Genomic DNA, 22,688 nt, shown 5'->3' on the forward strand with positions numbered 1-22,688 from the left:
AGAATGACGACATGAGCGACCTCAAGACCGAATCGCAAGACCTGCAACAGGAAGAAAACGCCCTGATCGCCCTGCGCAAGGAAAAACTTGCCGCAGAGCGCGCCAAAGGCAACGCCTTCCCCAACGACTTCCGTCGCGACAGCTACTGCAACGACCTGCAGAAACAGTACGCGGACAAGACCAAGGAAGAGCTGGAAGCAGCCGCGATCCCGGTCAAGGTTGCCGGCCGCATCATGCTCAACCGTGGCTCGTTCATGGTGATCCAGGACATGACCGGCCGCATCCAGGTCTACGTCAACCGTAAAACCCTGCCGGAAGAAACCCTGGCCGCCGTCAAGACCTGGGACCTGGGCGACATCATCAGCGCCGAAGGCACCCTGGCCCGTTCCGGCAAGGGCGACCTCTACGTCGAAATGACCAACGTGCGCCTGCTGACCAAGTCGCTGCGCCCGCTGCCCGACAAGCACCACGGCCTCACCGACACCGAGCAGCGCTACCGCCAGCGCTACGTCGACCTGATGGTCAACGAAGAAACCCGCCACACCTTCCGTGTGCGTTCGCAGGTGATCTCGCACATCCGCAAGTTCCTCATCGAGCGCGACTTCCTCGAAGTCGAGACGCCGATGCTGCAGACCATTCCGGGTGGCGCAGCGGCCAAGCCGTTCGAAACTCACCACAATGCGCTGGACATGGCCATGTTCTTGCGTATTGCGCCGGAGCTGTACCTCAAGCGGCTTGTTGTTGGTGGGTTTGAGAAAGTGTTCGAGATCAACCGCAACTTCCGTAACGAAGGCGTCTCGACCCGTCACAACCCTGAATTCACCATGCTCGAGTTCTACCAGGCCTACGCCGACTACAACGACAACATGGACCTCACCGAGGAACTGTTCCGTGAGCTGGCGCAACTGGTGCTGGGTAGCACCGATGTGCCTTACGGCGACAAGGTGTTCCACTTTGGCGAGCCATTCGCGCGCCTGTCGGTGTTCGACTCGATCCTCAAGTACAACCCCGAGCTGACCGCTGCCGACCTGCAAGACGTCGACCGCGCCCGCGACATCGCCAAGAAGGCCGGTGCCAAGGTGCTGGGCCACGAAGGCCTGGGCAAGCTGCAGGTGATGATTTTCGAAGAGCTGGTCGAGCACAAGCTGGAGCAGCCGCACTTCATTACCGAGTACCCGTTCGAAGTGTCGCCGCTGGCCCGTCGCAATGACGAAAACCCGGCCGTTACCGACCGCTTCGAGCTGTTCATCGGTGGCCGTGAAATCGCCAACGCCTACTCCGAGCTCAACGATGCCGAAGACCAGGCCGAGCGCTTCCTGGCCCAGGTGGCCGAGAAGGACGCGGGTGACGACGAAGCCATGCACTACGACGCCGATTTCGTGCGTGCGCTGGAGTACGGCATGCCGCCGACCGCCGGTGAAGGCATCGGTATCGACCGCCTGGTGATGCTGCTGACCAACTCGCCGTCGATCCGCGACGTGATCCTGTTCCCGCACATGCGTCCGCAGGCCTGAGTGAACTGAACAAGCCGCCTTTCGAGGCGGCTTTTTCTTGCCTGAAGCATTATGTTGTCTGTACTGGCCTCTCGCGGGCACGCCCGCTCCCACAGGTACTGCACAGGACCTGAACATTGTGCGGTCCCTGTGGGAGCGGGCGCGCCCGCGAAGAGGCCGGCACTGAAGAGACACTGCCCATGAGGTACCCCCCCCGTGACACCCGCCATGCCTGACCAGGGCGCCGCCGGCATCGCTACCGCCGTCGCCGAAAGCGTGCAATACCAAGGCCGCAAGACTGCCCGCCAAGGCAGCGAACAGCGCCGCCAGCTGATTCTCGACGCCGCCATGCGCATTGTCGTGCGCGATGGCGTACGGGGTGTGCGCCACCGCGCCGTGGCCGCCGAGGCCGGTGTGCCGCTTTCGGCCACCACCTACTACTTCAAGGACATCGAAGACCTGCTCACCGACACCTTCGCCCAGTACGTCGAGCGCAGCGCCGCTTACATGGCCAAGCTCTGGGCCAACACCGAGGTGGTGTTGCGCCAGTTGCTGGCCCAGGGCGACGGCAGCCCGCAGGCACGGGCAAGGCTGGCCGACGATGTGGCGCGCATGACCGCCGACTACGTGCAGCGGCAACTGTTGACCCGCCGCGACTTCCTGATGGCCGAGCAGGCCTTCCGCCAGGAGGCGTTGCTGTGCCCGCGCCTGGCCGAACTGGTGCGCGCCCATGAGCAGATCTTGCTGCATGGCACCCGGCAATTGCTGCAGGTAGTGGGCTCACGGCAACCGGAACAGGACGCCCAGATGTTGACGGCGATTATCGAGCAGATGGAATATCAGGGCCTGCTCAAGGATGCGAACGCGCAAGCCGATGGGCAGATGCTCGCTATGCTTACCCGATACCTGCAGCTGGTGCTGGCATCGGCCTGAGCCGAGACCGACTTTTCAAGGAGAACCTGATGAAAGCCTGGCGTGTGGTGCTGTTGACGCTGTCATTCCTGCTGCTGGGCGGTTGTCTGGTGACCTTCCATGAGCCCCTGCCTAGCAACCAGGCGGCGCCCAAGGCCCTGCTCGGCAAGTGGAGCAGCAAGGATGCCTGGGGCGAGCCGCTGAAGCTGACCATCAGCCGCAGCGGCGCGGATGCCTATAAGGCCGTTGCCACGGCCAAGGGCAAGAAGGCCGAGGAATATGTGTTCACCGTGTCCCGCCACGGTAACCGCTGGTACCTCTCGGCCGGGGTGCCCAAGCGCCTGGGTGGCAATTTCCTGATTGGTGGCTTCGATATCGTCGATGGCAAGGAACTGGTGCTGTACAACCTGGATGTCGAGCAGGTGCAGCAGGCGGTGGACAAGAAGGAACTGACCGGGCGCAGCACCGAGGTGCCGGAAGACAACGGCGACGGCGTGCTGATCGACAGCCCGTCGGCGCGGGTGCTGGCTTACCTGGACGACCCGGCCAATTCCGATCTGTTCGTTGAAGTGGCGCGATTCCAGCGCTCGGGCAAGTAATTACCTGTGCCGGCCTGTTCGCGGGCTTGCCCGCTCCCACAGGTACGGCGCTGCTCTCGAATGTGGCGCCGCCCCTGTGGGAGCGGGCAAGCCCGCGAACAGGCCGGCACAGGTTTCTTGTACTAGAAAGGAGTCCCCGGTGGACGAATACCAGCAAACCATCCGCGCCCTGTCCGACCGCATTGTCGCGGCGCAAACCCCGATCCGGGTGCTGGACGCGGTGAAGTGGGACGACAACATTCGCCAGGGCTTCCTCAAGGCCAAGGGCAAGGAGCCGCCAGCCGTCGACCGCGCGTATTACCAGTCGCGCCCGCTGGCGTTCGACTCCGGCGCGGTCAAGGCCGAATTCCAGGGCATCGAGCGCGACATCATTCGCCAGCTCGGCCAGTTCAACCCGGTCGGGCAGATCATGAAGCGCATGTGCCGTGAATACCGCATGGTGGTGCGCATGCTGGAAGCGCGCGGTACCGAGGACTTCGGCCTGATCTCCCAGGAACTGTATGGCGCGGCCTCGGATGCCTTTCACGCCGGAGACCCGACCCTGGCCGACCTCGGCATGATGTTCTCCGCCTACCTGGACAACATCGACGGCCGTGGCGACCTCAAGGACGAGCCGAAGAACCTCACGGCCAAAGAGGCCGTGGACATTCTCCAGCGCCGGCTGAACAAGGTGTTCGGCGAGGCCGAGGAAACCATTCGTGTGTTCGAGTCTGACGGCATCGTCGCCGATGCGGCGGCGGGTGCCGACTACATCAAGGTGCGCGCCGACGCCATGTTCAACGTGCGCGACGTGCGCGCCCTGGAGGTGCACGAGGGGCTGGTGCATGTGGGCACTACCCTGAACGGCCAGAACCAGCCGATCTGCACCTTTCTGGCCAAGGGCCCGCCCTCGTCGACGGTCACCCAGGAAGGCCTGGCCATCCTCATGGAGGTGATTGCCTTTGCCTCCTACCCCAGCCGCCTGCGCAAGCTCACCAACCGGACCCGCGCCATCCACATGGTCGAGGAGGGCGCCGATTTTCTCCAGGTGTTCAATTTCTTCCGCGAGCAAGGCTTCGAGATGGCGCAGAGCTACAGCAACGCCAGCCGGGTGTTCCGCGGCTCGGTGCCCAATGGCCTGCCATTTACCAAGGATTTGTCCTACCTCAAGGGCTTCATCATGGTTTACAACTACATTCAGTTGGCCGTGAAGAAGGGCAAGCTCGAACAGATCCCGTTGCTGTTCTGTGGCAAGACCACCCTGGAAGACATGCGCACCTTGCGCCAGCTGGTCGAAGAAGGGCTGGTCGAACCGCCCAAGTACCTGCCCGAGCAGTTTCGCGACCTTAACGCGCTGTCGGCGTGGATGTGCTTCTCCAACTTCCTCAACCACCTGAGCCTGGACCGTATTGAAGCCGACTACGCGAACATTCTCTGAGTACTGCCGCCTGCTGGCGCTTGGCTTGGTGTTGCTGGCCCTGGGCGGTTGCAGCAGCCTGCTGTTCTACCCCGAGCGTGGCCAGGCGTTCACCCCCGAACGGGCCAAACTCGATTACCGCGATGTCACGCTTGTCACATCGGACGGCCTGCGCCTGCATGGCTGGTGGTTGCCGGCCAAGACAGGCGTCGAGGTCAAAGGCACGGTGCTGCACCTGCATGGCAATGGTGGCAACCTGCCAGGGCACCTGGGCGGCAGCTATTGGCTGCCGGAGCAGGGCTACCAGGTGCTGATGATCGATTACCGCGGTTATGGCCTGTCCCAGGGCACGCCGAGCCTGCCAGAAGTGTACGAGGACATTGCGGCAGCCATGGCCTGGCTGGACCAGGCGCCCGAGGTCAAGGGCAAGCCGCTGGTGCTGCTGGGGCAGAGCCTGGGGGGCGCCATGGCCATCCATTACCTGGCGGCCCACCCTGAGCAACGGCAACGCTTCAGCGCACTGGTGTTCGACGGTGTGCCGGCCAGTTACCGTGCGGTGGGGCGTTTTGCCCTCAGCACGTCGTGGATGACCTGGCCGCTACAGGTGCCGCTGTCGTGGCTGGTGCCGGACGGCGACAGTGCAATCCGTTCGATCGAGCAATTGAGCAGCCCGCCCAAGCTGTTCTTCCACAGCATCGATGACAACCTGGTGCCGATGGACAACGGCATCCGCCTTTACCAGCACGCGCCACCCCCGCGGGTGCTGCAACTGACCCGCGGTGGCCACGTGCAGACCTTCGCCGACCCCACATGGCGCCAGGTGATGCTGCGTTTCCTTGACGACCCCAGCCATTTCAACGGCCTTCGGCGCCTGGCCGAAGTGCCCAATTTCCCTGACGAGAAGAACAAGCAATGAGTGAAGAACGCAACGCCATCCCGCTGATCCTGACCGGCGTCGGCAGCATCATCGTGACGGTGGGGGCTTTGTGGTACTACGGTTACCTGCATTTCGCCAAACCCGAGGATGCCCTGTTGTTGCAGGACTTCACCATGCTCAAGACCATACCCGGCGAGGACTACAAGGTTTCGCTGGACCCGGCGCCGCAGGTGGCGCAATGCCTGGATGGTGTGCTGGTGCTGTTCGACACCCAGCAAAAAGGCCTGACCGGGGTGCTGGTGGACAACCGCAAGCGCGCGGTGCGCTGCATGGGTGAGGAAACCCCGCAGCAGGTGCAGTGAGCCGGCATCTTCATAACCTGCTCCGGCCTCTTCGCGGGCTCGCCCGCTCCCACAGGAGTAGCGCTTGGTTCGAAACTGGCCCCGTCCCTGTGGGAGCGGGCGTGCCCGCGAAGTGGCCGGCACAGGCCCTGGAAACCTGACAGGCTATTCCAGTCGCGAACGGGCAGAGTCATAAACAACGCTTCGCTCTCGCTTGCCCACGGCTATGACGATCACTACCACGCGCTGATCTACCACGCGATAAACCAGTCGATAGCCAGCAGACCTCAACTTGATCTTGTAACAGTCAGCCATTCCGGAAAGTTTGTCTTTCTCCACCCTGGGCTGAGCCAATCGGTCTTTGAGCTTTCTCGCAAACTGAATCTGCAGCTCACCATCGAGCTTTTTAAATTCTTTCCTTGCCCGCACATCGAATTCAAGGTCGTAGCTGCTTGCTACCTTCGGCTTCGGCGATGAGTTCATCGATATCCACGCTCACAGTGGGCCCACCACGCCGCTGGCGGACAAGCTCAGCCAGTTGCATGTCGTCGATCAGCTCCATCATCGCTTCGTAGCGCTCGGGTGGAACCGCGTAGAAAGCCGGTTCGTTGCGATTGAGGATGACCACGGTTTCACCGGCAGCTTCGCGGATGGTGCCCATGGGGTCTTTCTTCAGGTCTGTGATAGATGCTGCCAGATCGGCAAGAACAGGGTAGGTCATAGTTGTATCACCCATGAGTTTGGCTGGAGTTGGTGAGATTCTAGTACTTCATAAAGTGCTTTTAAAGGTGCTTTTATCGATCTGAACCCAAGAAAAACCCCGCCATGAAGGCGGGGTTCCGGGTTCAGCCAAACAGTCTTACTGGCTGACCTGGCTCATCGTGCGCGGTGCCACCGGCTGGTTGTCGTTGGAGATGGTCACCTCCACCCGGCGGTTTTGCGCCCGGCCCGAATTGCTGCTGTTGTCTGCTACCGGGTACTCCTTGCCATAACCCTGGGCGACGATGCGTGCAGGGTCTACGCCGGCACGCACCAGCGCCATGCGTACCGAGCCCGCGCGGCGCTCGGACAGGCTCTGGTTGTAGTTGGCCGAGCCGACGCTGTCGGTGTAGCCCTCGACAATCACCTTGCGCTCAGGGTTTTCCTGAAGGAACTGAGCCAGCTTGGTGATGTTCGGGTAGGCGTTGCTCTTGAGTTCGGCCTTGTTGAAGTCGAACAGCACGTCACCGAAGGTGACCAGCGTACCGCGGTCGGTCTGCTTGGCGTTGAGGCTGTCCTGCAGCTTGGCGATCTGGGCGTCGCGTGCGTCCAGCTTGGCTTGGGCGCGCTGGGCGGCGGCATTTTTCAGCTCGCCTTCGGCGGTGCGCAGGGCGATGGTCTGCTTGGCCACCTCGACACGCTGGTTGGTCAGGTAGGCCAGTTGGTCGACCTTCTTCTGGTCTTCACGGTCCATGTAGGCCTTGTCAGCCTTGTTCAGCCAGTCCTGGGCGTCCTTGGTCTCCAGCGCCGCCACCTTGCTCGATTGCGGGTCGCTCTGCAGCGAGGAGAAGTTGGTGCGGGCCGCTTCCAGGTTGGCGTTAGGGTCGTGCGAGCAGGCAGCAAGGCCAACGCTGAGGGCCAGCAGGGCGGGAATCATGACGAAATTGCGCATAGTGTTCATCCTTTGATCGTGTGCAAAAGCCGAGGGTGGCGGGGCAGGGCTCATTGAGCGCTGCGCAGGCCTTCCTCACGTACGTCCTGAACGCCCTGGCGGGCATCCTGCACGGCCTTCTGGGCCTTGGCCGCCTGGGCTTTGCGCTCGGCGAGGCGTGCGTCCCATTCGGCTTGTTGGGCCAGCAGTTTTGCTTCGTCATACTTTTTGTCATGCATGGCGATTTCAGCCTGCTTGAACTTGTCCTGAGCCGCTTTCATTTCCACGGCGGCAAACTCGGTGCCGCCAGCGCTAACGGCGGCGTTCACGGCGGATTGGGTCACCGCATACTGCTCGGTGGGCGGGTTGCCCGCACAGCCGGCCAGGACCAGGCTACTGCCCAGCGCCAGCGCGGCCAGCTTGAACCCGCGCACATGAGTGGATGACAGTTTGCTAGTGCGGGTTTTCATGGTGGTCAGTTCCATTGGATCACTCCTGATAACGACGATGTCCGTAGCAGTCCATCGCATATTCCCTGACAAAACCGCGCGCTTCAGTGGAACGGTGCACGAGGATAGGTGTGCAGGGTTTTAGCGTGATGGCTATTGGCTCCGACTCGAACGTTTTTCCAATGGTTCAGAAAAAAATGCTCCAGACGGGCAATTATTTCTGACTAATCGGTCAGTGAGGATTGGCTGGAACTTTTGCGTGCGGGCGGGGTATTCCGGGCCTTGAGCAGACCCGGAACGGTGGCACGGGGGTTACTTGTCGCTGTCGGCAGGGGTGTTGCTCAGGCTGTGCAAATGTTGGCGCGAGAGCGACAGAAAGCGGGGAGTAGGCCCTACATCTTCGTACAGCGGGTCGCCTTCTTCATCGGTGGCGATGACCTGGCGGCCCTGCACATAGGGGAAGCTGGCCTCAACCTCTTCAAGGGCGGCGGCTACCAGCTCGCCGAGCAACTCCTCGGCGGTGCGCTTGGGGTACATGTCGATCAGCGCGGCCAGGCGTGCCTCGGACTCCAGGTCAAGGTGCAACACATGGCCCGTGCGGCTGAGGGTACCGGCGGCATTCTGTTCCCAGTGCTGGGCGAGTTCACGGATTTTCATGATGACCTCTGTAAACGCCTCGTAGGGCATGCATAGCATCGGAGTGCTGTGCTTTCACTTTAGTTTGCTTTGGCTGATCACGGCTTGCCATCGTTGCCCCGCTGTGGGCACTCTTGGGCCATGTATCGCGCACTCTCTGTGGGAGCGGGCGTGCCCGCGAAGAATCCAGCGCGGTGAATGGCACCGGCTGCGCCGGTGTTCGCGGGCGTGCCCGCTCCCACAGGGATCGCGGTAAGCCGGAAAGGGATGCAACGGAGAGGGCCAATGACCGATATCGATGTGCGTTTGCGTGAAGATGTCCATGTGCTGGGTGAGCTGCTTGGGGAAACCATTCGCGAGCAGTATGGCGATGCGTTCTTGCAGAAGATCGAAGACATCCGCCACAGTGCCAAGGCCGACCGTCGTGGCCCCGGTGAGCAACTGAGTTCGACCCTGGGGGACCTGGCCGAAGAAGACCTGCTCCCGGTAGCCAGGGCCTTCAACCAGTTTCTCAACCTGGCCAACATGGCCGAGCAGTACCAGCTGATTCGCCGCCGCGACACGGGGCAGCCCGAACCCTTCGAGGCCCGTGTACTGCCCGAGTTGCTGGCACGCCTGAAGCAGGCGGGGCACAGCAACGATGCGCTGGCCCGGCAGCTGGCCAAGCTGGACATCCAGCTGGTACTCACCGCGCACCCCACCGAAGTGGCCCGCCGCACCCTGATCCAGAAGTACGACGCCATCGCCGGGCAGCTGGCCGCGCAGGACCATCGTGACCTGACCCCAGCCGAGCGCCAGCAGGTACGCGATCGCCTGCGCCGGCTGATTGCCGAGGCCTGGCACACCGAAGAAATCCGCCGCACCCGGCCCACGCCGGTAGACGAAGCCAAGTGGGGCTTTGCGGTAATCGAGCATTCGCTGTGGCATGCCATTCCCAGCCACCTGCGCAAGGTCGACAAGGCCCTGCTGGAGGCCACCGGGCTGCGCCTGCCGCTGGAAGCCGCGCCAATCCGCTTTGCCTCGTGGATGGGCGGTGACCGCGACGGCAACCCCAACGTGACTGCCGCCGTCACCCGTGAAGTCCTGTTGCTGGCCCGCTGGATGGCCGCCGACCTGTTCCTGCGCGACATCGATGCGCTGGCTGCGGAACTGTCCATGCAGCAGGCCAGCGATGCCCTGCGCGAACGGGTCGGCGACAGTGTCGAACCCTACCGCGCCGTGCTCAAGCAGCTACGCGACCGCCTGCGGGCGACGCGCGCCTGGGCGCATTCGGCACTGACCAGCAGCCAACCGGCCAGCGCTGAAGTGCTGGTAGATAACCGCGACCTGATCGCGCCGCTGGAGCTGTGCTACCAGTCGCTGCATGAATGCGGCATGGGCGTGATCGCCGAAGGCCCGCTGCTCGACTGCCTGCGCCGCGCCGTCACCTTCGGCCTGTTCCTGGGCCGGCTGGACGTGCGTCAGGACGCTGCCCGCCACCGCGATGCACTGACCGAAATCACCGACTACCTGGGGTTGGGGCGTTATGCCGACTGGGACGAAGAACGCCGCATCGAGTTCCTTCAGGCCGAGCTGAAGAACCGCCGGCCGCTGTTGCCCGCGCATTTCAAACCGCAGGCGGACACCGCCGAGGTGCTGGCCACCTGCCGGGAAGTTGCCGCCGCGCCGGCTGCCTCGCTGGGCTCCTATGTCATTTCCATGGCCGGTGCCGCTTCAGACGTGCTGGCCGTGCAACTGCTGCTCAAGGAGGCCGGCCTGACCCGGCCCATGCGCGTGGTGCCGCTGTTCGAAACCCTGGCCGACCTGGACAACGCGGGCCCGGTGATGCAGCGCCTGCTCGGCCTGCCGGGCTACCGCGCCGGCCTGCGTGGCCCGCAGGAAGTGATGATCGGCTACTCCGACTCGGCCAAGGACGCCGGCACCACGGCGGCGGCCTGGGCACAATACCGCGCCCAGGAAAACCTGGTGCGCATCTGCGCCGAACACCAGGTTGAACTGCTGTTGTTCCACGGCCGTGGCGGTACCGTAGGGCGCGGCGGCGGTCCGGCCCACGCGGCGATCCTGTCGCAACCGCCGGGATCGGTGGCGGGGCGTTTTCGCACCACCGAGCAGGGCGAGATGATTCGCTTCAAGTTCGGTTTGCCGGGCATCGCCGAGCAAAACCTCAACCTGTACCTGGCCGCCGTCCTCGAGGCCACGCTGCTGCCACCACCGCCCCCGCAGCCAGCCTGGCGCGAGGTGATGGACCAGCTGGCGGCCGATGGCGTCAAGGCCTACCGCGGCGTGGTGCGGGAAAATTCCGACTTTGTCGAATACTTCCGCCAATCGACGCCGGAACAGGAGCTGGGGCGCCTGCCTTTGGGCAGTCGCCCGGCCAAGCGCCGCGCGGGGGGGATCGAAAGCCTGCGGGCCATCCCGTGGATCTTCGGCTGGACCCAGACGCGCCTGATGCTACCGGCGTGGCTAGGCTGGGAAACGGCCCTTGACAATGCCCTGGCCCGTGGCCAAGGCGAACTGCTGGCACAGATGCGCGAGCAGTGGCCGTTCTTCCGCACCCGGATCGACATGCTGGAAATGGTACTGGCAAAAGCTGATGCGCAAATTGCCGAGGCCTACGACGAACGTCTGGTGCAACCGCACTTGCTTCCTTTAGGTGCCTACCTGCGCGACCTATTGTCGCAGTCCTGCCAGGTGGTGCTGCGCCTGACCGGGCAGCCGGTGCTACTGGCGCACAGCCCCGAGACGCTGGAATTCATCAGCCTGCGTAACACCTACCTGGACCCGCTGCACCGCTTGCAGGCCGAGCTGCTGGCCCGCTCGCGCAGCCGCGAAGCCGCTCTGGACAGCCCGTTGGAGCAGGCCTTGCTGGTGACCGTGGCGGGTATTGCCGCCGGGTTGCGCAACACCGGCTGAGTGCGCACACAGGTTGCCCTGGATGAGTGCCGTGCAGGCCATGCCGGGGCAAGGGGAGGGTGGTTGCGCCGGGCGCAACCGCCTGCCCGGTCAGCCTCAAGTGGCGCATTCCTGCAACTTTGGGACGCTTGTCTGGCTGCCGGGCGCTGTGTATCTTGAGCAGCCTTCTGACCGATTTATGGTCATACCCGATTTTCCGGACTTGGCCCTGGCTGCCGAATCCATTGAATTTCATAAAAAAATTTGAGGAGCACGAGATGCGCGTAATTCTGCTGGGAGCTCCCGGGGCCGGTAAAGGTACTCAGGCAAAGTTCATCACCGAAAAGTTCGGTATTCCACAGATCTCCACCGGTGACATGCTGCGTGCCGCCGTCAAGGCCGGTACCCCGCTGGGCCTGGAACTGAAGAAAGTCATGGATGCCGGCCAGCTGGTCTCCGACGAGCTGATCATCAGCCTGGTCAAGGAGCGCATCGCCCAGCCGGATTGCGCCAACGGCTGCCTGTTCGACGGTTTCCCACGCACCATCCCGCAAGCCGAGGCCATGGTCGCTGCCGGTGTCGACATCGACGCCGTGGTCGAAATTGCCGTGGATGACGAAGAAATCGTTGGCCGCATGGCTGGCCGCCGCGTGCACCTGGCCTCGGGCCGTACTTACCACATTCAGTACAACCCGCCGAAAGTGGAAGGCAAGGACGACGTCACTGGCGAAGACCTGATCCAGCGCGACGACGACAAGGAAGAAACCGTTCGTCATCGCCTGTCGGTCTACCACACCCAGACCAAGCCGCTGGTGGACTTCTACCAGAAGCTGTCGGCCGCCAATGCCGGCAAGCCAAAGTACAGCCACATCGAAGGTGTCGGTTCGGTCGACGCCATCACTGCCAAGGTCCTGGCAGCCCTGAGCTGATCCGCACCTGGCGCACTTCGACAACGGCCCGCTTGCGGGCCGTTGTTGTTTCTGAAACGCACCTTGGCTGCCTTGACACGTTCCCTGTGGGAGCGGGCGTGCCCGCGAAGAACCCAACGCGGTGGCTGGCACCGGCTGCGCCGGTGTTCGCGGGCGCGCCCGCTCCCACAAGGAAGTCGTCAGCCCGCCAGGACATGATCCATGCCCACACAGCGCCCCTTCGGGACACAACGCCGCTGCTGCTCTATACTGCCGCTCTTTTCATTCGCACCTGGATACCCGTTCGATGACCACCCTGCTGGCCCTGGATACCGCCACCGAAGCCTGTTCCGTCGCACTGCTGCATGACGGCAAGGTAACCAGCCATTACGAGGTGATCCCACGCCAGCACGCCCAGAAGCTGCTGCCGATGATCAAGCAGCTGCTTGCCGAGTCGGGCGTTGCGCTGAACCAACTGGATGCCATTGCCTTTGGCCGTGGCCCAGGCGCCTTCACCGGCGTGCGCATCGCCATCGGTGTGGTCCAGGGCCTGGCTTTTGCGCTGGAGCGCCCGGTATTGCCGGTATCCAACCTGGCCGCGCTGGCCCAGGGTGCGCTGCGCGCGCAGGGCGTGCAGCAGGTGGCTGCGGCCATCGATGCGCGCATGGATGAAGTGTATTGGGGTTGCTACCAGGCCACGGCGGGCGAAATGCGCCTGGTCGGGCACGAGGCGGTGCTGCCGCCCGAGCAGGTGGCGCTGCCCGTTGGCGGCAGTGGCGAGTGGTTTGGCGCCGGTACTGGTTGGGGCTGCGCCGAGCGCCTGGCCGTGCAAGTGGCAGCCAGCAATGCCGGTGCCTTGCCCGATGCGCAGGACATCCTCAGCCTGGCCAGCTTTGCCTGGAAGCGTGGCGAGGCAATCGTCGCCGACCAGGCGCAACCGGTATACCTGCGCGATAATGTTGCTACGCCCAAGAAGCAGTGAATGCTGTTCGTCGGTTAGTGCCGGTAACGCTTAAACCTTCTGTGCGATCTGTGGTCCAGTTATCACTTAAGCATTAGCGACGGAACCCTGATGCTGCTAAATTGCCATCATTGGTCCTGAGTGTTCATGCCATGCGTATCGACGGTTTCTCATCACAGTCCTACCCGGTCAAGCGCACACCGTGCAAGGCAGCGGCGCGTGACGAGGCCATCGACGACGCCGAAGTGATCGAAGACAGCCAGCCCGCACCCGTGGAAGCCACCGCCCGCCGTCGTAGCGGTGGCTTGCCAGCCCGCCAGCAGGACATGATCTTCCCCCGCGCCCGAGACCGCCGCACGGCTACCGCTCTGGCCAGCTACCTGAGCACTGCCGGCTTTACCGATTGGGACATGGAAGTACTGGGGCTCGACCTGTACATTTGATGGATGAGTCCATCACCACTGCCTTATTTCATCGGTTGCCCGTCCTGGAGCGAAAACGCCTGGCGCGACTACCTGTACCCCGCTGACGCCAACACCAATGCAATGCTTGGCCTCTACAGCCAGGTGTTCAACGCTGTCGAGGGCAACACCACCTTCTATGCACGCCCCGCCCCTGGCACCATTGCGCGATGGGCGCAGGTGATGCCCGGGCACTTCCGCTTCACTGCCAAGTTTCCCCGGGACATCAGCCACGAGGGCGATCTGCGTGACCAGCTTGAGGCTGCCTTCGATTTCACCCGGCTGATGGCCCCGCTGGGCCAGCGGGTATCGCCATACTGGTTGCAGCTGCCGCCCCAGTTCGACCCATCACGGTTAGGCGAGTTGTGCCATTTCCTTGATGAAATCGGTGCGCCGGTGGCCGTGGAAGTTCGCAACCAGGCCTTTTTCGCCAAGGGTGAAGACGAGCGCCTGCTCAACCGCCTGTTGCACGAGCGCGAAGTGGAGCGCATCTGCCTTGACCCGCGTGCGCTGTTCAGTTGCACCTCGCGCGACCCTGCCGTGTTGCACGCGCAATCCAAGAAGCCCAAGGTGCCACCACGCCCCGCAGCCTTCAGCCAACACCCGCAGGTGCGCTTCATCGGCCACCCGGAGCTGGAGGCCAATGAGGCCTTCCTCACCCCCTGGGTCGAAAAGGTTGCCGCCTGGATTGAAGAAGGCCGTAGCCCATACATCTTCCTGCACACCTCGGACAACCGCCTGGCCGCAGCGCTGGCGCAACGTTTTCATCAACGGCTGATGGCACGTCTGCCGGGCCTGGCAGCGCTGCCGGAATTGCCACGCGCGCCCGAGGTCGAACAACTGGGGCTACTCTGACCTTTCCCTGACTGCCGGAGGTTGAACCATGGATGTGCAAACCCTGCGAGCCCAAGCCTTCAAGGCATTGCACGAACGTAATGGCGCGTTCGTCATCCCCAACCCGTGGGATGCGGGCTCTGCCAAGCTGCTGGCCAGCCTGGGTTTCGAGGCGCTGGCCACGACCAGTGCGGGCCTTGCCTTCAGCCTGGGCCGCCCGGATGCCGAAGGTGCCTTGACCCTGGAAGATACCCTGGACAATGCCGGGGAGATTGTCGATGCCACCGCCTTGCCGGTGGCTGCGGACCTTGAGAACGGCTTTGGTGACCTGCCCGAGGCGTGTGCCAATACCATTTTGCGTGCCGCTGAAGCAGGCCTGGTGGGGGGCTCCATCGAGGATGCCAGTGGCCGTAGTGAGTCGCCCATCTATGATTCGGGGCTGGCCGTGGAGCGTGTTCGAGCCGCCGTGCAGGCTGCCCGTAGCCTGCCTTTCCCGTTCACCTTGTGCGCCCGGGCGGAAAACCTGTTGCATGGGCGCATGGACCTGGACGACACCATCAAGCGCTTGCAGGCCTACGCCGAAGCGGGTGCCGATGTGCTTTACGCCCCGGGCCTGCGTACCGCCGAGGAAGTGCGTGCGGTGGTGCAGGCGGTGGCGCCGCATCCGGTCAATGTGCTGATGGGCATGGCGGGGGTGCCGCTGAGCGTTAACCAGTTGCAGGACCTGGGCGTGCGCCGCATCAGCGTCGGCTCGTCGCTGGCCCGTGCTGCGTTGGGGGCCTTGCACCGGGCCGCGCTGGAAATTCGCGATGAGGGCACGTTCGGCTACGGTGAACAGGCCCTGCCGTTCGCCCAGCTCAACGACCTGTTCCGCCGCTGATGAGGCTTTTGCTGGTATTGCTGGCCGGCCTGCTGCTGTTGGCTGGCCTGGCCTGGCATTATGGCTGGCGCGTACCTGCCGCATGGAACCCTTGGGCGCCGCTGGATGTGCGGCAGCCGCCCAACTTGCTGAGCCCGTACAAGCTTGCACGCCTGCGTGATGATCCGGCGCTGTGCCGCCAGGCGCTGGAAACCAGCCAACTGCGTTTCCGGGCGCAAGCCGACAGCCCGGCTTCGGCCAACTGCCCGCTGCAAAACGTATGGCGTATCGAGGGCGGTCAGGCGCGGCTCAGCAGCAGCTTTTTAGCCAGTTGCCCGCTGGCGGTGGCCTACGCGTTGTTCGAGACCCATGGCTTGCAGCCGGTGGCGCAGCGGATACTGGGGCAGCCGGTGACGCAGGTCGACCATTTGGGCAGCTTTGCCTGCCGCAATGTCTACCACCGCAAGCAGGGCCGCCTGAGCCAGCACGCCACGGCCAACGCGTTGGATATCAGCGGTTTTCGCCTGCAGGACGGCCAGCGCATCGTGTTGGCGCGTGACTGGCAGGCAGGTGGGCAGAAGGCGGAATTCCTGCGGCAAGTGCAGCAGGCGGCCTGCGAGAGCTTCAGCACGGTACTGGGGCCGGACTACAACGCTGCGCACCACAACCACTTCCACCTGGACATGGGGCGTTGGCAGGTCTGCCGTTAGCCTCAGGCGTGAACGCGTACGTTGTTCAGCACTACCGGGCGTGCCCAGTGGATATCGAATTCCAGGTCGTTCTGCTGCTTGGCCAAGGTGGTGGCGTCGAATGGCTCAGGCGCTGGGTCAAGCAGGTTGCTCTCCAGCTCGGCGATAGGCAGGAACAGCGAGCGAGGGGTAGGACCTGGGCCGGGTTCGGCAATGGGTTGACCCTGGCTCATCACCACCGGGCGCATCCAGCTGTTGCTGATATCGAGCTGCCGCTGTTGCTCGATCAGTTCGAGGGCGCTGAATGGCTCGGGGGCGGGTGGCAGCAGCTTGGCTTCAAGCTCGGCCTTGGGCAGGAACAATGGCTCGGGCGGTGCTACCACTTTATCCTGCACCGGGCAGGCGCGCTGGGCGTCGATCAGGGCCAGCGCACGGGCGCCGCCGATGGGTTCGCCGCTGTCCTGGTCGTACTGCACGAACGACTGGCTGACGCTGTCTACGGGCTCTTCCTGCTGCTCGGCCATGGCCCGGGCAAAGAAATCCTGCCACAGGTGGCTGACGCCCCCGAGTGCCTGGGTGTTGTGCTGACTGTAGTTGCCGACAGGCGACAAGTAGGTCAAGCCGATGGGAAGAGTATCTGACATGGCAGTCGCGCGCGTTGTGCTCTGGCAGAATAGCGGGATATTGCCTGTATCGGCCGTGATGGCCGATACCTTAATGGCTGGGTTCAATTTCTAGGTGTTGATGATGGAAGAGCAGGGCACAGGTATCCGGGTCGAGGCGCTGTCGGCGGAATTCGAGGCGCAGGCCGCTGCGTGGGCCGAGCGCCTGGCGCTGCCGTTGCAGGACGAGGCCGCCGGGTTTGCCGTGCAGGTGGGCGTTGATGGTTTGCAGATCCAGCAATTGGGCCCGCAGGCACCGGGGCCGGTGCGGGTGGACTTTGTCGAAGGCCAGGCCGCGCACCGGCGCCAGTTTGGCGGTGGCAACGGGCAGATGATCGCCAAGGCCGTAGGCATTGCCCAAGGCGTGCGACCACAGATGCTGGATGCCACGGCGGGGCTGGGCAAGGATGCGTTCGTGTTGGCCAGCCTGGGCTGCCAGATGACCCTGATCGAGCGCCAGCCGTTGATTGCAGCGTTGCTGGAGGATGGCCTGGCGCGGGCGCGGGCGGATGACGAGGTCGGGCCGATCGTCGGGCGTATGCGCCTGCTGACCGGCAATGCCATCGAGCGCATGCGCAGTTGGGAAGGCGAGGCGCCGCAGGTAATCTACCTCGACCCGATGTTCCCGCACCGCGACAAGAGCGCGTTGGTGAAAAAGGAAATGCGCGTGTTCCGGCCTTTAGTGGGTGATGACCTCGACGCGCCGGCACTGCTCGAAGCTGCCCTGGCGCTGGCCAGCCACCGGGTGGTGGTGAAGCGGCCGCGTAAGGCGCCGATCATTGATGGGCCCAAACCGAGCCACAGCTTAGAGGGCAAATCGAGCCGGTATGACATTTACCCGAAGAAAGCGCTGAAGGCCTGATTTCCCTATACCTGTCGGTCAATGCCGTCATTGTGGGAGCGGGCGTGCCCGCGAAGCAGGCGACGCGGTGGCTGGCACGGGCTGCGCCCGTGTTCGCGGGCACGCCCGCTCCCACAGTGCCCCGCATAGGCCTCAGGGTTGAAACGCGCGGACAAACACCCCCACCACCTCGCGCACATGCGCCTCGGCCTCATCCCCCTCCAGCGGCCCTGCGCACCCCAGCAACAAGCGGTAATCCGGCGCCCCCTTGACCAGGCAGAAAAAGTGCTCCGCCGCCCGTAGCGGATTATCGATGTGCAGCAGCCCGCGCTCGTGCGCCCCGCGCAGCAGCGCTTCCATCCCCGCCAGCACACGCTTGGGCCCGGCCTCGTAGAAGTACTCGCCAAAGCTCGGGTCCAGGCTACCCTGGGCCATGATCAGGCGGCTGAGCTTGACCGCTTCGTCACTGCTGATCAGCGCCTGGAAACCTCGGGCAATGGTCAGTAGCACCTCTTCTACCGGTGCACCTTCCGGGTATTCGAACAGCAAATCAGGCAGCTGGATCTGGCAGGTGGCCATTACCGCCGAACAGAACAGGGTCTGTTTGTCGGTGAAGTGGCTGTACACGGTAAGTTTTGAAACACCTGCCGCCGCAGCGACCGCATCCATGCTGGTGTTGGCGTAGCCAAGGCTGAGGAACAGCGCCTTGGCCGCTTCAAGAATAGCCTCGCGCTTGGCCAGGTCCTTTGGCCGGCCTGGGCCGATGGGTGCGTCGTTGGACATTGTGGTCTGCATCTGGTTGAAGAATCACCATCTTAACGGGTCGGGCACCACAGCCCCAACCCATGCCCCTGCAAAAACCACCCGCCACACCCTTCCCGGCATTGCTCGGCTGACTTAATATACCCGCCAGTACAAATATTCGAAGTGCCCTCCGCGAAAGGATTCATCATGTTGCGCCATGCCTTGTCCATCGCTCTGCCCGCCGTTGCCGCGTTGTTGTTGGCGGCATGCGGCCAGGAAACCACACCGCCTGCAGCGCCGCGCCCGGCGTTGGTGGTGCAGCCGCAGCCAGCCGCAGCCGCTGCCGACAGTTACCCCGGCGAAGTGCGTGCGCGCTTCGAGCCGGAGCTTGCCTTCCGCATTGGCGGCAAGGTCAGCAAACGCCTGGTCGAGGAGGGGCAGCGGGTCAAGGCCGACCAGCCGCTGGCGGAACTGGACCCGCAAGACGTGCGCCTGCAGCTGGAAGCCAACCGCGCCCAGATGGCAGCTGCCGAGGCCAACCTGGCGCTGGTGCGTGCCGAGCGTGATCGCTACCAGAAGCTGCTGGACCGGCAGATGGTCAGCCATTCCCAGTTCGACAATGCCGAAAACCTCTACCGCGCCGGCCTTGCCCGCCTGAAACAGGCCAAGGCCGAGTTCGATGTGGCTGGCAACCAGGCCGAATATGCCGTGCTGCGCGCGCCGCAGGCCGGGGTGGTGGCCAAGCGTCAGGTTGAAGTGGGCCAGGTGGTGGCTGCCGGGCAAACCGTGTTCACCCTGGCCGCCGATGGCGAGCGCGAAGTGGTCATCGGCCTGCCGGAGCAGCAGTTCGCCCGCTTTGCCGTCGGCCAACAGGTCAGCGTCGAGCTTTGGTCGCACCCGCAAGAGCGCTTCCAGGGGCGCATCCGCGAGTTGTCACCGGCTGCCGACCCACGTTCGCGCACTTTCGCTGCGCGCATCGCCTTCACCTCGGCTGCCACGCCCGCGGAACTGGGCCAGAGCGCCCGGGTGTTCATCGCCCATGAGGGGCTGATCCCATTGGCGGTGCCGCTGTCGGCAGTAACTGCGGAAAACGGCCAGGCCTATGTGTGGCGGGTCAACAAGGACAGCCGCCTGGAGCGGGCCGTGGTGCGCCTGGGGGCGTATGGCAGCGACAGTGTGCCAGTGCTCGAAGGCCTTGCCCCGGGCGACTGGGTGGTCGCCGCCGGTGGCCATGTACTGCGTGAGGGCCAGGAGGTTCGCCCTGTGGACCGCAGCAACCGTGTAGTGAACCTGACGGCCAAGGAGTAAGTCCCGATGGGTTTCAACCTTTCTGCCTGGGCGCTGCGCAACCGCCAGATCGTCCTGTTCCTGATGATCCTGCTGGCGGCCATTGGCGCCATGTCCTACACCAAGCTTGGCCAGAGCGAGGACCCGCCGTTCACCTTCAAGGCCATGGTCATCCGTACCCTGTGGCCTGGCGCCAGCGCTGAGGAAGTGTCGCGCCAGGTCACCGAGCGCATCGAGAAGAAGCTGATGGAAACCGGCGAGTACGAGAAGGTTGTCTCGTTCTCCCGCCCGGGCGAATCGCAGGTCACTTTCATGGCCCGCGACTCGCTGCATTCCAAGGACATCCCCGAGCTGTGGTATCAGATCCGCAAGAAGGTCGCGGACATTCGCCACACTCTGCCACCGGAGATCCAGGGCCCGTTCTTCAACGATGAGTTCGGCACCACCTTCGGCAACATCTATGCGCTGACCGGCGAGGGCTTCGACTATGCGGTGCTCAAGGATTACGCCGACCGCATCCAGATCCAGCTGCAGCGGGTCAAGGATGTGGGCAAGGTCGAGCTGGTCGGCCTGCAGGACGAAAAAATCTGGATCGAGCTGTCCAACCTCAAGCTGGCTACCCTTGGCGTGCCGCTGGAGGCTGTGCAGAAGGCGTTGCAGGAGCAGAACGCGGTAAGCACGGCAGGCTTCTTCGAAACACCCAGCGAGCGCCTGCAACTGCGGGTGAGCGGGCGCTTTGACAGCGTCGAGCAGATACGCCAGTTCCCCATCCGTGTGGGTGACCGCACCTTCCGCATAGGCGATGTGGCGGACGTGCACCGCGGCTTCAACGACCCACCCGCACCGCGCATGCGCTTCATGGGCGAAGATGCCATTGGCCTGGCCGTGTCGATGAAAGACGGCGGCGACATCCTGGTGCTGGGCAAGGCCCTGGAAGGCGAGTTCGAACGCGTGGCGCGCAACTTGCCTGCCGGCATGGAGCTGCGCAAAGTCTCGGACCAGCCGGCGGCGGTGAAGGCCGGTGTGGGCGAGTTTGTCCAGGTGCTGGTCGAGGCACTGGTCATCGTGCTGCTGGTGAGCTTTTTCTCGCTGGGGCTGCGTACCGGCCTGGTAGTGGCGCTGGCCATCCCGCTGGTGCTGGCCATGACCTTTGCCGCCATGCATTACTTCGGCATCGGCCTGCACAAGATCTCCCTCGGCGCGCTGGTGCTGGCGCTGGGCTTGCTGGTGGACGACGCGATCATTGCCGTAGAGATGATGGCGATCAAGATGGAGCAGGGCTATGACCGCCTCAAGGCGGCCAGCTATGCCTGGAGCAGCACTGCATTCCCGATGCTCACCGGTACCCTGATTACCGCGGCGGGCTTCCTGCCCATCGCCACTGCTGCCTCGAGCACCGGGGAATACACCCGCTCGATCTTCCAGGTGGTGACCATCGCGTTGCTGACCTCATGGGTGGCAGCCGTGGTGTTTGTGCCCTACCTTGGCGAGCGCCTGCTGCCAGACCTGGCCAAGCTGCATGCCGCACGCCATGGCACGGACGGCCACGCGCCAGACCCTTACGCAACGCCGTTCTACCAGCGTGTGCGGCGGGTGGTGGAGTGGTGCGTGCGGCGGCGCAAGACCGTGATCCTGCTGACCATTGCAGCGTTTGTCGGCAGCATCCTGCTGTTCCGTTTCGTGCCCCAGCAGTTCTTCCCGGCCTCCGGGCGCCCAGAGCTGATGGTTGACCTGAAGCTGGCCGAAGGCGCCTCGCTGGCCAACACCGCCGAACGGGTCAAGCAACTGGAGGCACTGCTCAAGCAGCAGGAGGGTATCGACAACTACGTGGCCTACGTGGGCACTGGTTCGCCGCGCTTCTACCTGCCGCTGGACCAGCAACTGCCGGCCGCCAGCTTTGCCCAGTTCGTGGTGCTGGCCAAGTCGATGGAAGACCGCGAACGCTTGCGCAGCTGGCTGATCAGCACCGTGGACCAGCAGTTCCCCGACCTGCGCGCGCGGGTGACGCGCCTGGAAAACGGCCCGCCCGTGGGCTACCCGGTGCAGTTCCGGGTCACTGGCGAGCACATCGAGAAGGCCCGTGCGCTGGCCCGTGAAGTGGCCGACAAGGTGCGTGAGAACCCGCATGTGGTCAACGTGCACCTGGACTGGGAAGAGCCGAGCAAGGCGGTGTTCCTGGAGATCGACCAGGACCGTGCCCGCGCCTTGGGGGTGAGCACTGCGCACTTGTCCAGCTTCCTGCAAAGCTCGCTGACCGGCACCACGGTCAGCCAGTACCGCGAGGACAACGAGCTGATCGAGATCCTGCTGCGCGGCACCCAACAGGAGCGCGGTGAACTGGGCAACCTCGGCAGCCTGGCACTGCCCACCGACAATGGCCAGAGCGTGGCGCTGTCGCAGGTCGCGACCCTGGAGTATGGCTTCGAAGAAGGCATCATCTGGCACCGCAACCGCCTGCCGACGGTGACGGTGCGCGCCGATATCTACGACAAGGAGCAACCTGCCACGCTGGTGAAGCAGATCGAACCGACCCTGCAAGCGATACGCGCCAAGCTGCCGGACGGCTACCTGCTGGAAGTGGGCGGCACGGTGGAGGACTCCGAGCGCGGACAGAAGTCGGTAAACGCCGGCATGCCACTGTTCGTGGTGGTGGTGCTGAGCTTGCTGATGATCCAGCTGCGCAGCTTCTCGCGCACGGTGATGGTGTTCCTTACCGCGCCGCTTGGGCTGATTGGCGTGACCCTGTTCCTGCTGGTATTCCGCCAGCCGTTCGGCTTTGTCGCCATGCTGGGCACCATTGCCCTGGCGGGGATGATCATGCGCAACTCGGTGATCCTGGTGGACCAGATCGAGCAGGACATTGCGGCCGGTATGGAGCGTTGGCAGGCGATCATCGAGGCCACGGTGCGGCGTTTCCGGCCGATCGTGCTGACCGCACTGGCGGCGGTGCTGGCGATGATTCCGCTGTCACGCAGCGTGTTCTACGGGCCGATGGCGGTGGCGATCATGGGTGGGTTGATCGTGGCCACGGCGTTGACCTTGTTGTTCCTGCCAGCGTTGTATGCGGCGTGGTTCAGGGTGAAGAAGGGCTGAAGACCGCAGGGGAGGGCTTCGCCCTCCTTTCGCGACACAAGGCCGCTCCCACACAGGTCCTGCATACGCCGATCAATGTGGGAGCGGCCTTGCGTCGCGATGGGCTGCGCAGCAGCCCCCAGGG

The 22,688-nt window shown here is 63.8% G+C and carries 24 protein-coding genes; 17 read left to right on the forward strand and 7 right to left on the reverse strand.

Annotated features, from left to right (window positions below):
* Positions 1 to 11 precede the first annotated feature (11 nt).
* The 6 genes from lysS to ACIQUI_RS21940 all read left to right on the forward strand — a co-directional run bounded on the left by lysS (position 12) and on the right by ACIQUI_RS21940 (position 5,639).
* The gene (lysS, locus tag ACIQUI_RS21915; RefSeq protein ID WP_391130290.1) at positions 12 to 1,514 is read left to right on the forward strand and encodes a lysine--tRNA ligase; all 1,503 of its coding nucleotides are present in this window, start codon (positions 12 to 14) and stop codon (positions 1,512 to 1,514) included.
* Positions 1,515 to 1,721: 207 nt separating this feature from the next.
* The gene (locus ACIQUI_RS21920; protein WP_016712971.1) at positions 1,722 to 2,426 is read left to right on the forward strand and encodes a TetR/AcrR family transcriptional regulator; all 705 of its coding nucleotides are present in this window, start codon (positions 1,722 to 1,724) and stop codon (positions 2,424 to 2,426) included.
* Between the two features lie 29 nt (positions 2,427 to 2,455).
* Positions 2,456 to 3,004: a hypothetical protein gene (locus tag ACIQUI_RS21925; RefSeq protein WP_403202664.1), complete on the forward strand. Its 549-nt coding sequence runs from the start codon at positions 2,456 to 2,458 to the stop codon at positions 3,002 to 3,004.
* Between the two features lie 139 nt (positions 3,005 to 3,143).
* Positions 3,144 to 4,421 (forward strand): flavohemoglobin expression-modulating QEGLA motif protein, encoded by a 1,278-nt coding sequence (locus ACIQUI_RS21930; RefSeq protein ID WP_403202666.1) that lies wholly within the window; start codon positions 3,144 to 3,146, stop codon positions 4,419 to 4,421.
* Positions 4,393 to 5,316: an alpha/beta hydrolase gene (locus tag ACIQUI_RS21935; protein ID WP_403202668.1), complete on the forward strand. Its 924-nt coding sequence runs from the start codon at positions 4,393 to 4,395 to the stop codon at positions 5,314 to 5,316. Before ACIQUI_RS21930 ends, ACIQUI_RS21935 begins: the two co-directional genes overlap by 29 nt.
* The gene (locus ACIQUI_RS21940; RefSeq protein ID WP_125857655.1) at positions 5,313 to 5,639 is read left to right on the forward strand and encodes a hypothetical protein; all 327 of its coding nucleotides are present in this window, start codon (positions 5,313 to 5,315) and stop codon (positions 5,637 to 5,639) included. The genes ACIQUI_RS21935 and ACIQUI_RS21940 overlap by 4 nt, the downstream gene beginning before the upstream one ends.
* A gap of 144 nt (positions 5,640 to 5,783) precedes the next feature.
* On the opposite strand, the gene ACIQUI_RS21945 is transcribed toward ACIQUI_RS21940, so the two are convergent.
* From ACIQUI_RS21945 to ACIQUI_RS21965, 5 genes are all read right to left on the reverse strand, one after another.
* The gene (locus ACIQUI_RS21945) at positions 5,784 to 6,101 is read right to left on the reverse strand and encodes a type II toxin-antitoxin system RelE/ParE family toxin (RefSeq protein WP_403202670.1); all 318 of its coding nucleotides are present in this window, start codon (positions 6,099 to 6,101) and stop codon (positions 5,784 to 5,786) included.
* A complete protein-coding gene (locus tag ACIQUI_RS21950; protein ID WP_403202672.1) occupies positions 6,055 to 6,339 on the reverse strand; it encodes a type II toxin-antitoxin system Phd/YefM family antitoxin in 285 nt (94 codons plus the stop codon). The genes ACIQUI_RS21945 and ACIQUI_RS21950 overlap by 47 nt, the downstream gene beginning before the upstream one ends.
* 138 nt (positions 6,340 to 6,477) lie before the next feature.
* The gene (locus ACIQUI_RS21955) at positions 6,478 to 7,269 is read right to left on the reverse strand and encodes an OmpA family protein (RefSeq protein WP_403202674.1); all 792 of its coding nucleotides are present in this window, start codon (positions 7,267 to 7,269) and stop codon (positions 6,478 to 6,480) included.
* 50 nt (positions 7,270 to 7,319) lie between these two features.
* A complete protein-coding gene (locus ACIQUI_RS21960; RefSeq protein ID WP_016712966.1) occupies positions 7,320 to 7,733 on the reverse strand; it encodes a DUF4398 domain-containing protein in 414 nt (137 codons plus the stop codon).
* A 276-nt stretch (positions 7,734 to 8,009) separates the two neighbouring features.
* Entirely contained in the window at positions 8,010 to 8,354 is a 345-nt protein-coding gene (locus tag ACIQUI_RS21965; RefSeq protein ID WP_403202676.1) for a pilin assembly protein, read from the reverse strand.
* 264 nt (positions 8,355 to 8,618) lie between these two features.
* Between ACIQUI_RS21965 and ppc the strand changes: the two genes are divergently transcribed.
* From ppc to ACIQUI_RS22005, 8 genes are all read left to right on the forward strand, one after another.
* Complete coding sequence (ppc, locus tag ACIQUI_RS21970) at positions 8,619 to 11,246, forward strand: phosphoenolpyruvate carboxylase (protein ID WP_403202678.1); 2,628 nt, start codon at positions 8,619 to 8,621, stop codon at positions 11,244 to 11,246.
* Between the two features lie 22 nt (positions 11,247 to 11,268).
* Entirely contained in the window at positions 11,269 to 11,493 is a 225-nt protein-coding gene (locus tag ACIQUI_RS21975) for a hypothetical protein (RefSeq protein WP_391130270.1), read from the forward strand.
* Positions 11,494 to 11,503: 10 nt separating this feature from the next.
* Positions 11,504 to 12,154 carry an adenylate kinase gene (adk, locus tag ACIQUI_RS21980; RefSeq protein ID WP_012270800.1) on the forward strand — a complete coding sequence of 217 codons (651 nt, stop codon included), beginning with the start codon at positions 11,504 to 11,506 and terminating at the stop codon, positions 12,152 to 12,154.
* Positions 12,155 to 12,440: 286 nt separating this feature from the next.
* Positions 12,441 to 13,115 (forward strand): tRNA (adenosine(37)-N6)-threonylcarbamoyltransferase complex dimerization subunit type 1 TsaB, encoded by a 675-nt coding sequence (gene tsaB, locus ACIQUI_RS21985; RefSeq protein WP_403202681.1) that lies wholly within the window; start codon positions 12,441 to 12,443, stop codon positions 13,113 to 13,115.
* 131 nt (positions 13,116 to 13,246) lie between these two features.
* Positions 13,247 to 13,537: a hypothetical protein gene (locus ACIQUI_RS21990; protein WP_403202683.1), complete on the forward strand. Its 291-nt coding sequence runs from the start codon at positions 13,247 to 13,249 to the stop codon at positions 13,535 to 13,537.
* A gap of 3 nt (positions 13,538 to 13,540) precedes the next feature.
* Positions 13,541 to 14,410, forward strand: coding sequence for a DUF72 domain-containing protein (locus ACIQUI_RS21995; RefSeq protein ID WP_403202685.1), 870 nt, complete (start codon positions 13,541 to 13,543; stop codon positions 14,408 to 14,410).
* Positions 14,411 to 14,438: 28 nt separating this feature from the next.
* A complete protein-coding gene (locus ACIQUI_RS22000; RefSeq protein WP_403202687.1) occupies positions 14,439 to 15,269 on the forward strand; it encodes an oxaloacetate decarboxylase in 831 nt (276 codons plus the stop codon).
* A complete protein-coding gene (locus ACIQUI_RS22005) occupies positions 15,269 to 15,958 on the forward strand; it encodes an extensin family protein (protein WP_403202689.1) in 690 nt (229 codons plus the stop codon). The genes ACIQUI_RS22000 and ACIQUI_RS22005 overlap by 1 nt, the downstream gene beginning before the upstream one ends.
* 2 nt (positions 15,959 to 15,960) lie before the next feature.
* Here ACIQUI_RS22005 and ACIQUI_RS22010 read toward each other — a convergent pair whose 3' ends face one another.
* Complete coding sequence (locus tag ACIQUI_RS22010) at positions 15,961 to 16,581, reverse strand: energy transducer TonB (RefSeq protein WP_403202691.1); 621 nt, start codon at positions 16,579 to 16,581, stop codon at positions 15,961 to 15,963.
* Positions 16,582 to 16,684: 103 nt separating this feature from the next.
* Here ACIQUI_RS22010 and ACIQUI_RS22015 point away from each other — a divergent pair, with 103 nt between their 5' ends.
* Positions 16,685 to 17,461 carry a class I SAM-dependent methyltransferase gene (locus ACIQUI_RS22015; protein WP_403202693.1) on the forward strand — a complete coding sequence of 259 codons (777 nt, stop codon included), beginning with the start codon at positions 16,685 to 16,687 and terminating at the stop codon, positions 17,459 to 17,461.
* Between the two features lie 132 nt (positions 17,462 to 17,593).
* Here the strand turns inward: ACIQUI_RS22015 and ACIQUI_RS22020 are convergent, their stop codons facing one another.
* Positions 17,594 to 18,235 carry a TetR/AcrR family transcriptional regulator gene (locus tag ACIQUI_RS22020; RefSeq protein WP_403202695.1) on the reverse strand — a complete coding sequence of 214 codons (642 nt, stop codon included), beginning with the start codon at positions 18,233 to 18,235 and terminating at the stop codon, positions 17,594 to 17,596.
* 156 nt (positions 18,236 to 18,391) lie between these two features.
* On the opposite strand from ACIQUI_RS22020, the gene ACIQUI_RS22025 reads away from it, so the two are divergent.
* Both ACIQUI_RS22025 and ACIQUI_RS22030 read left to right on the forward strand, forming a co-directional pair.
* Positions 18,392 to 19,492 (forward strand): efflux RND transporter periplasmic adaptor subunit, encoded by a 1,101-nt coding sequence (locus tag ACIQUI_RS22025; protein ID WP_403202697.1) that lies wholly within the window; start codon positions 18,392 to 18,394, stop codon positions 19,490 to 19,492.
* Between the two features lie 6 nt (positions 19,493 to 19,498).
* Positions 19,499 to 22,564 (forward strand): efflux RND transporter permease subunit, encoded by a 3,066-nt coding sequence (locus ACIQUI_RS22030; protein WP_403202700.1) that lies wholly within the window; start codon positions 19,499 to 19,501, stop codon positions 22,562 to 22,564.
* Positions 22,565 to 22,688 lie beyond the last annotated feature (124 nt).

Source organism: Pseudomonas sp. NPDC090592 (assembly GCF_044769185.1).
Classification (GTDB): Bacteria; Pseudomonadota; Gammaproteobacteria; order Pseudomonadales; family Pseudomonadaceae; genus Aquipseudomonas.

Bases quoted from the DNA above. Each gene is read 5' to 3' on its own strand.
- lysS (WP_391130290.1), top strand. From the start codon at position 12: ATGAGCGACCTCAAGACCGAATCGCAAGACCTGCAACAGGAAGAAAAC.
- ACIQUI_RS21920 (WP_016712971.1), top strand. From the start codon at position 1,722: ATGCCTGACCAGGGCGCCGCCGGCATCGCTACCGCCGTCGCCGAAAGC.
- ACIQUI_RS21925 (WP_403202664.1), top strand. From the start codon at position 2,456: ATGAAAGCCTGGCGTGTGGTGCTGTTGACGCTGTCATTCCTGCTGCTG.
- ACIQUI_RS21940 (WP_125857655.1), top strand. From the start codon at position 5,313: ATGAGTGAAGAACGCAACGCCATCCCGCTGATCCTGACCGGCGTCGGC.
- ACIQUI_RS21945 (WP_403202670.1), bottom strand. From the start codon at position 6,101: ATGAACTCATCGCCGAAGCCGAAGGTAGCAAGCAGCTACGACCTTGAA.
- ACIQUI_RS21950 (WP_403202672.1), bottom strand. From the start codon at position 6,339: ATGACCTACCCTGTTCTTGCCGATCTGGCAGCATCTATCACAGACCTG.
- ACIQUI_RS21955 (WP_403202674.1), bottom strand. From the start codon at position 7,269: ATGCGCAATTTCGTCATGATTCCCGCCCTGCTGGCCCTCAGCGTTGGC.
- ACIQUI_RS21960 (WP_016712966.1), bottom strand. From the start codon at position 7,733: ATGGAACTGACCACCATGAAAACCCGCACTAGCAAACTGTCATCCACT.
- ACIQUI_RS21965 (WP_403202676.1), bottom strand. From the start codon at position 8,354: ATGAAAATCCGTGAACTCGCCCAGCACTGGGAACAGAATGCCGCCGGT.
- ppc (WP_403202678.1), top strand. From the start codon at position 8,619: ATGACCGATATCGATGTGCGTTTGCGTGAAGATGTCCATGTGCTGGGT.
- ACIQUI_RS21975 (WP_391130270.1), top strand. From the start codon at position 11,269: ATGAGTGCCGTGCAGGCCATGCCGGGGCAAGGGGAGGGTGGTTGCGCC.
- adk (WP_012270800.1), top strand. From the start codon at position 11,504: ATGCGCGTAATTCTGCTGGGAGCTCCCGGGGCCGGTAAAGGTACTCAG.
- tsaB (WP_403202681.1), top strand. From the start codon at position 12,441: ATGACCACCCTGCTGGCCCTGGATACCGCCACCGAAGCCTGTTCCGTC.
- ACIQUI_RS21990 (WP_403202683.1), top strand. From the start codon at position 13,247: ATGCGTATCGACGGTTTCTCATCACAGTCCTACCCGGTCAAGCGCACA.
- ACIQUI_RS21995 (WP_403202685.1), top strand. From the start codon at position 13,541: ATGAGTCCATCACCACTGCCTTATTTCATCGGTTGCCCGTCCTGGAGC.
- ACIQUI_RS22000 (WP_403202687.1), top strand. From the start codon at position 14,439: ATGGATGTGCAAACCCTGCGAGCCCAAGCCTTCAAGGCATTGCACGAA.
- ACIQUI_RS22005 (WP_403202689.1), top strand. From the start codon at position 15,269: ATGAGGCTTTTGCTGGTATTGCTGGCCGGCCTGCTGCTGTTGGCTGGC.
- ACIQUI_RS22010 (WP_403202691.1), bottom strand. From the start codon at position 16,581: ATGTCAGATACTCTTCCCATCGGCTTGACCTACTTGTCGCCTGTCGGC.
- ACIQUI_RS22015 (WP_403202693.1), top strand. From the start codon at position 16,685: ATGGAAGAGCAGGGCACAGGTATCCGGGTCGAGGCGCTGTCGGCGGAA.
- ACIQUI_RS22020 (WP_403202695.1), bottom strand. From the start codon at position 18,235: ATGCAGACCACAATGTCCAACGACGCACCCATCGGCCCAGGCCGGCCA.
- ACIQUI_RS22025 (WP_403202697.1), top strand. From the start codon at position 18,392: ATGTTGCGCCATGCCTTGTCCATCGCTCTGCCCGCCGTTGCCGCGTTG.
- ACIQUI_RS22030 (WP_403202700.1), top strand. From the start codon at position 19,499: ATGGGTTTCAACCTTTCTGCCTGGGCGCTGCGCAACCGCCAGATCGTC.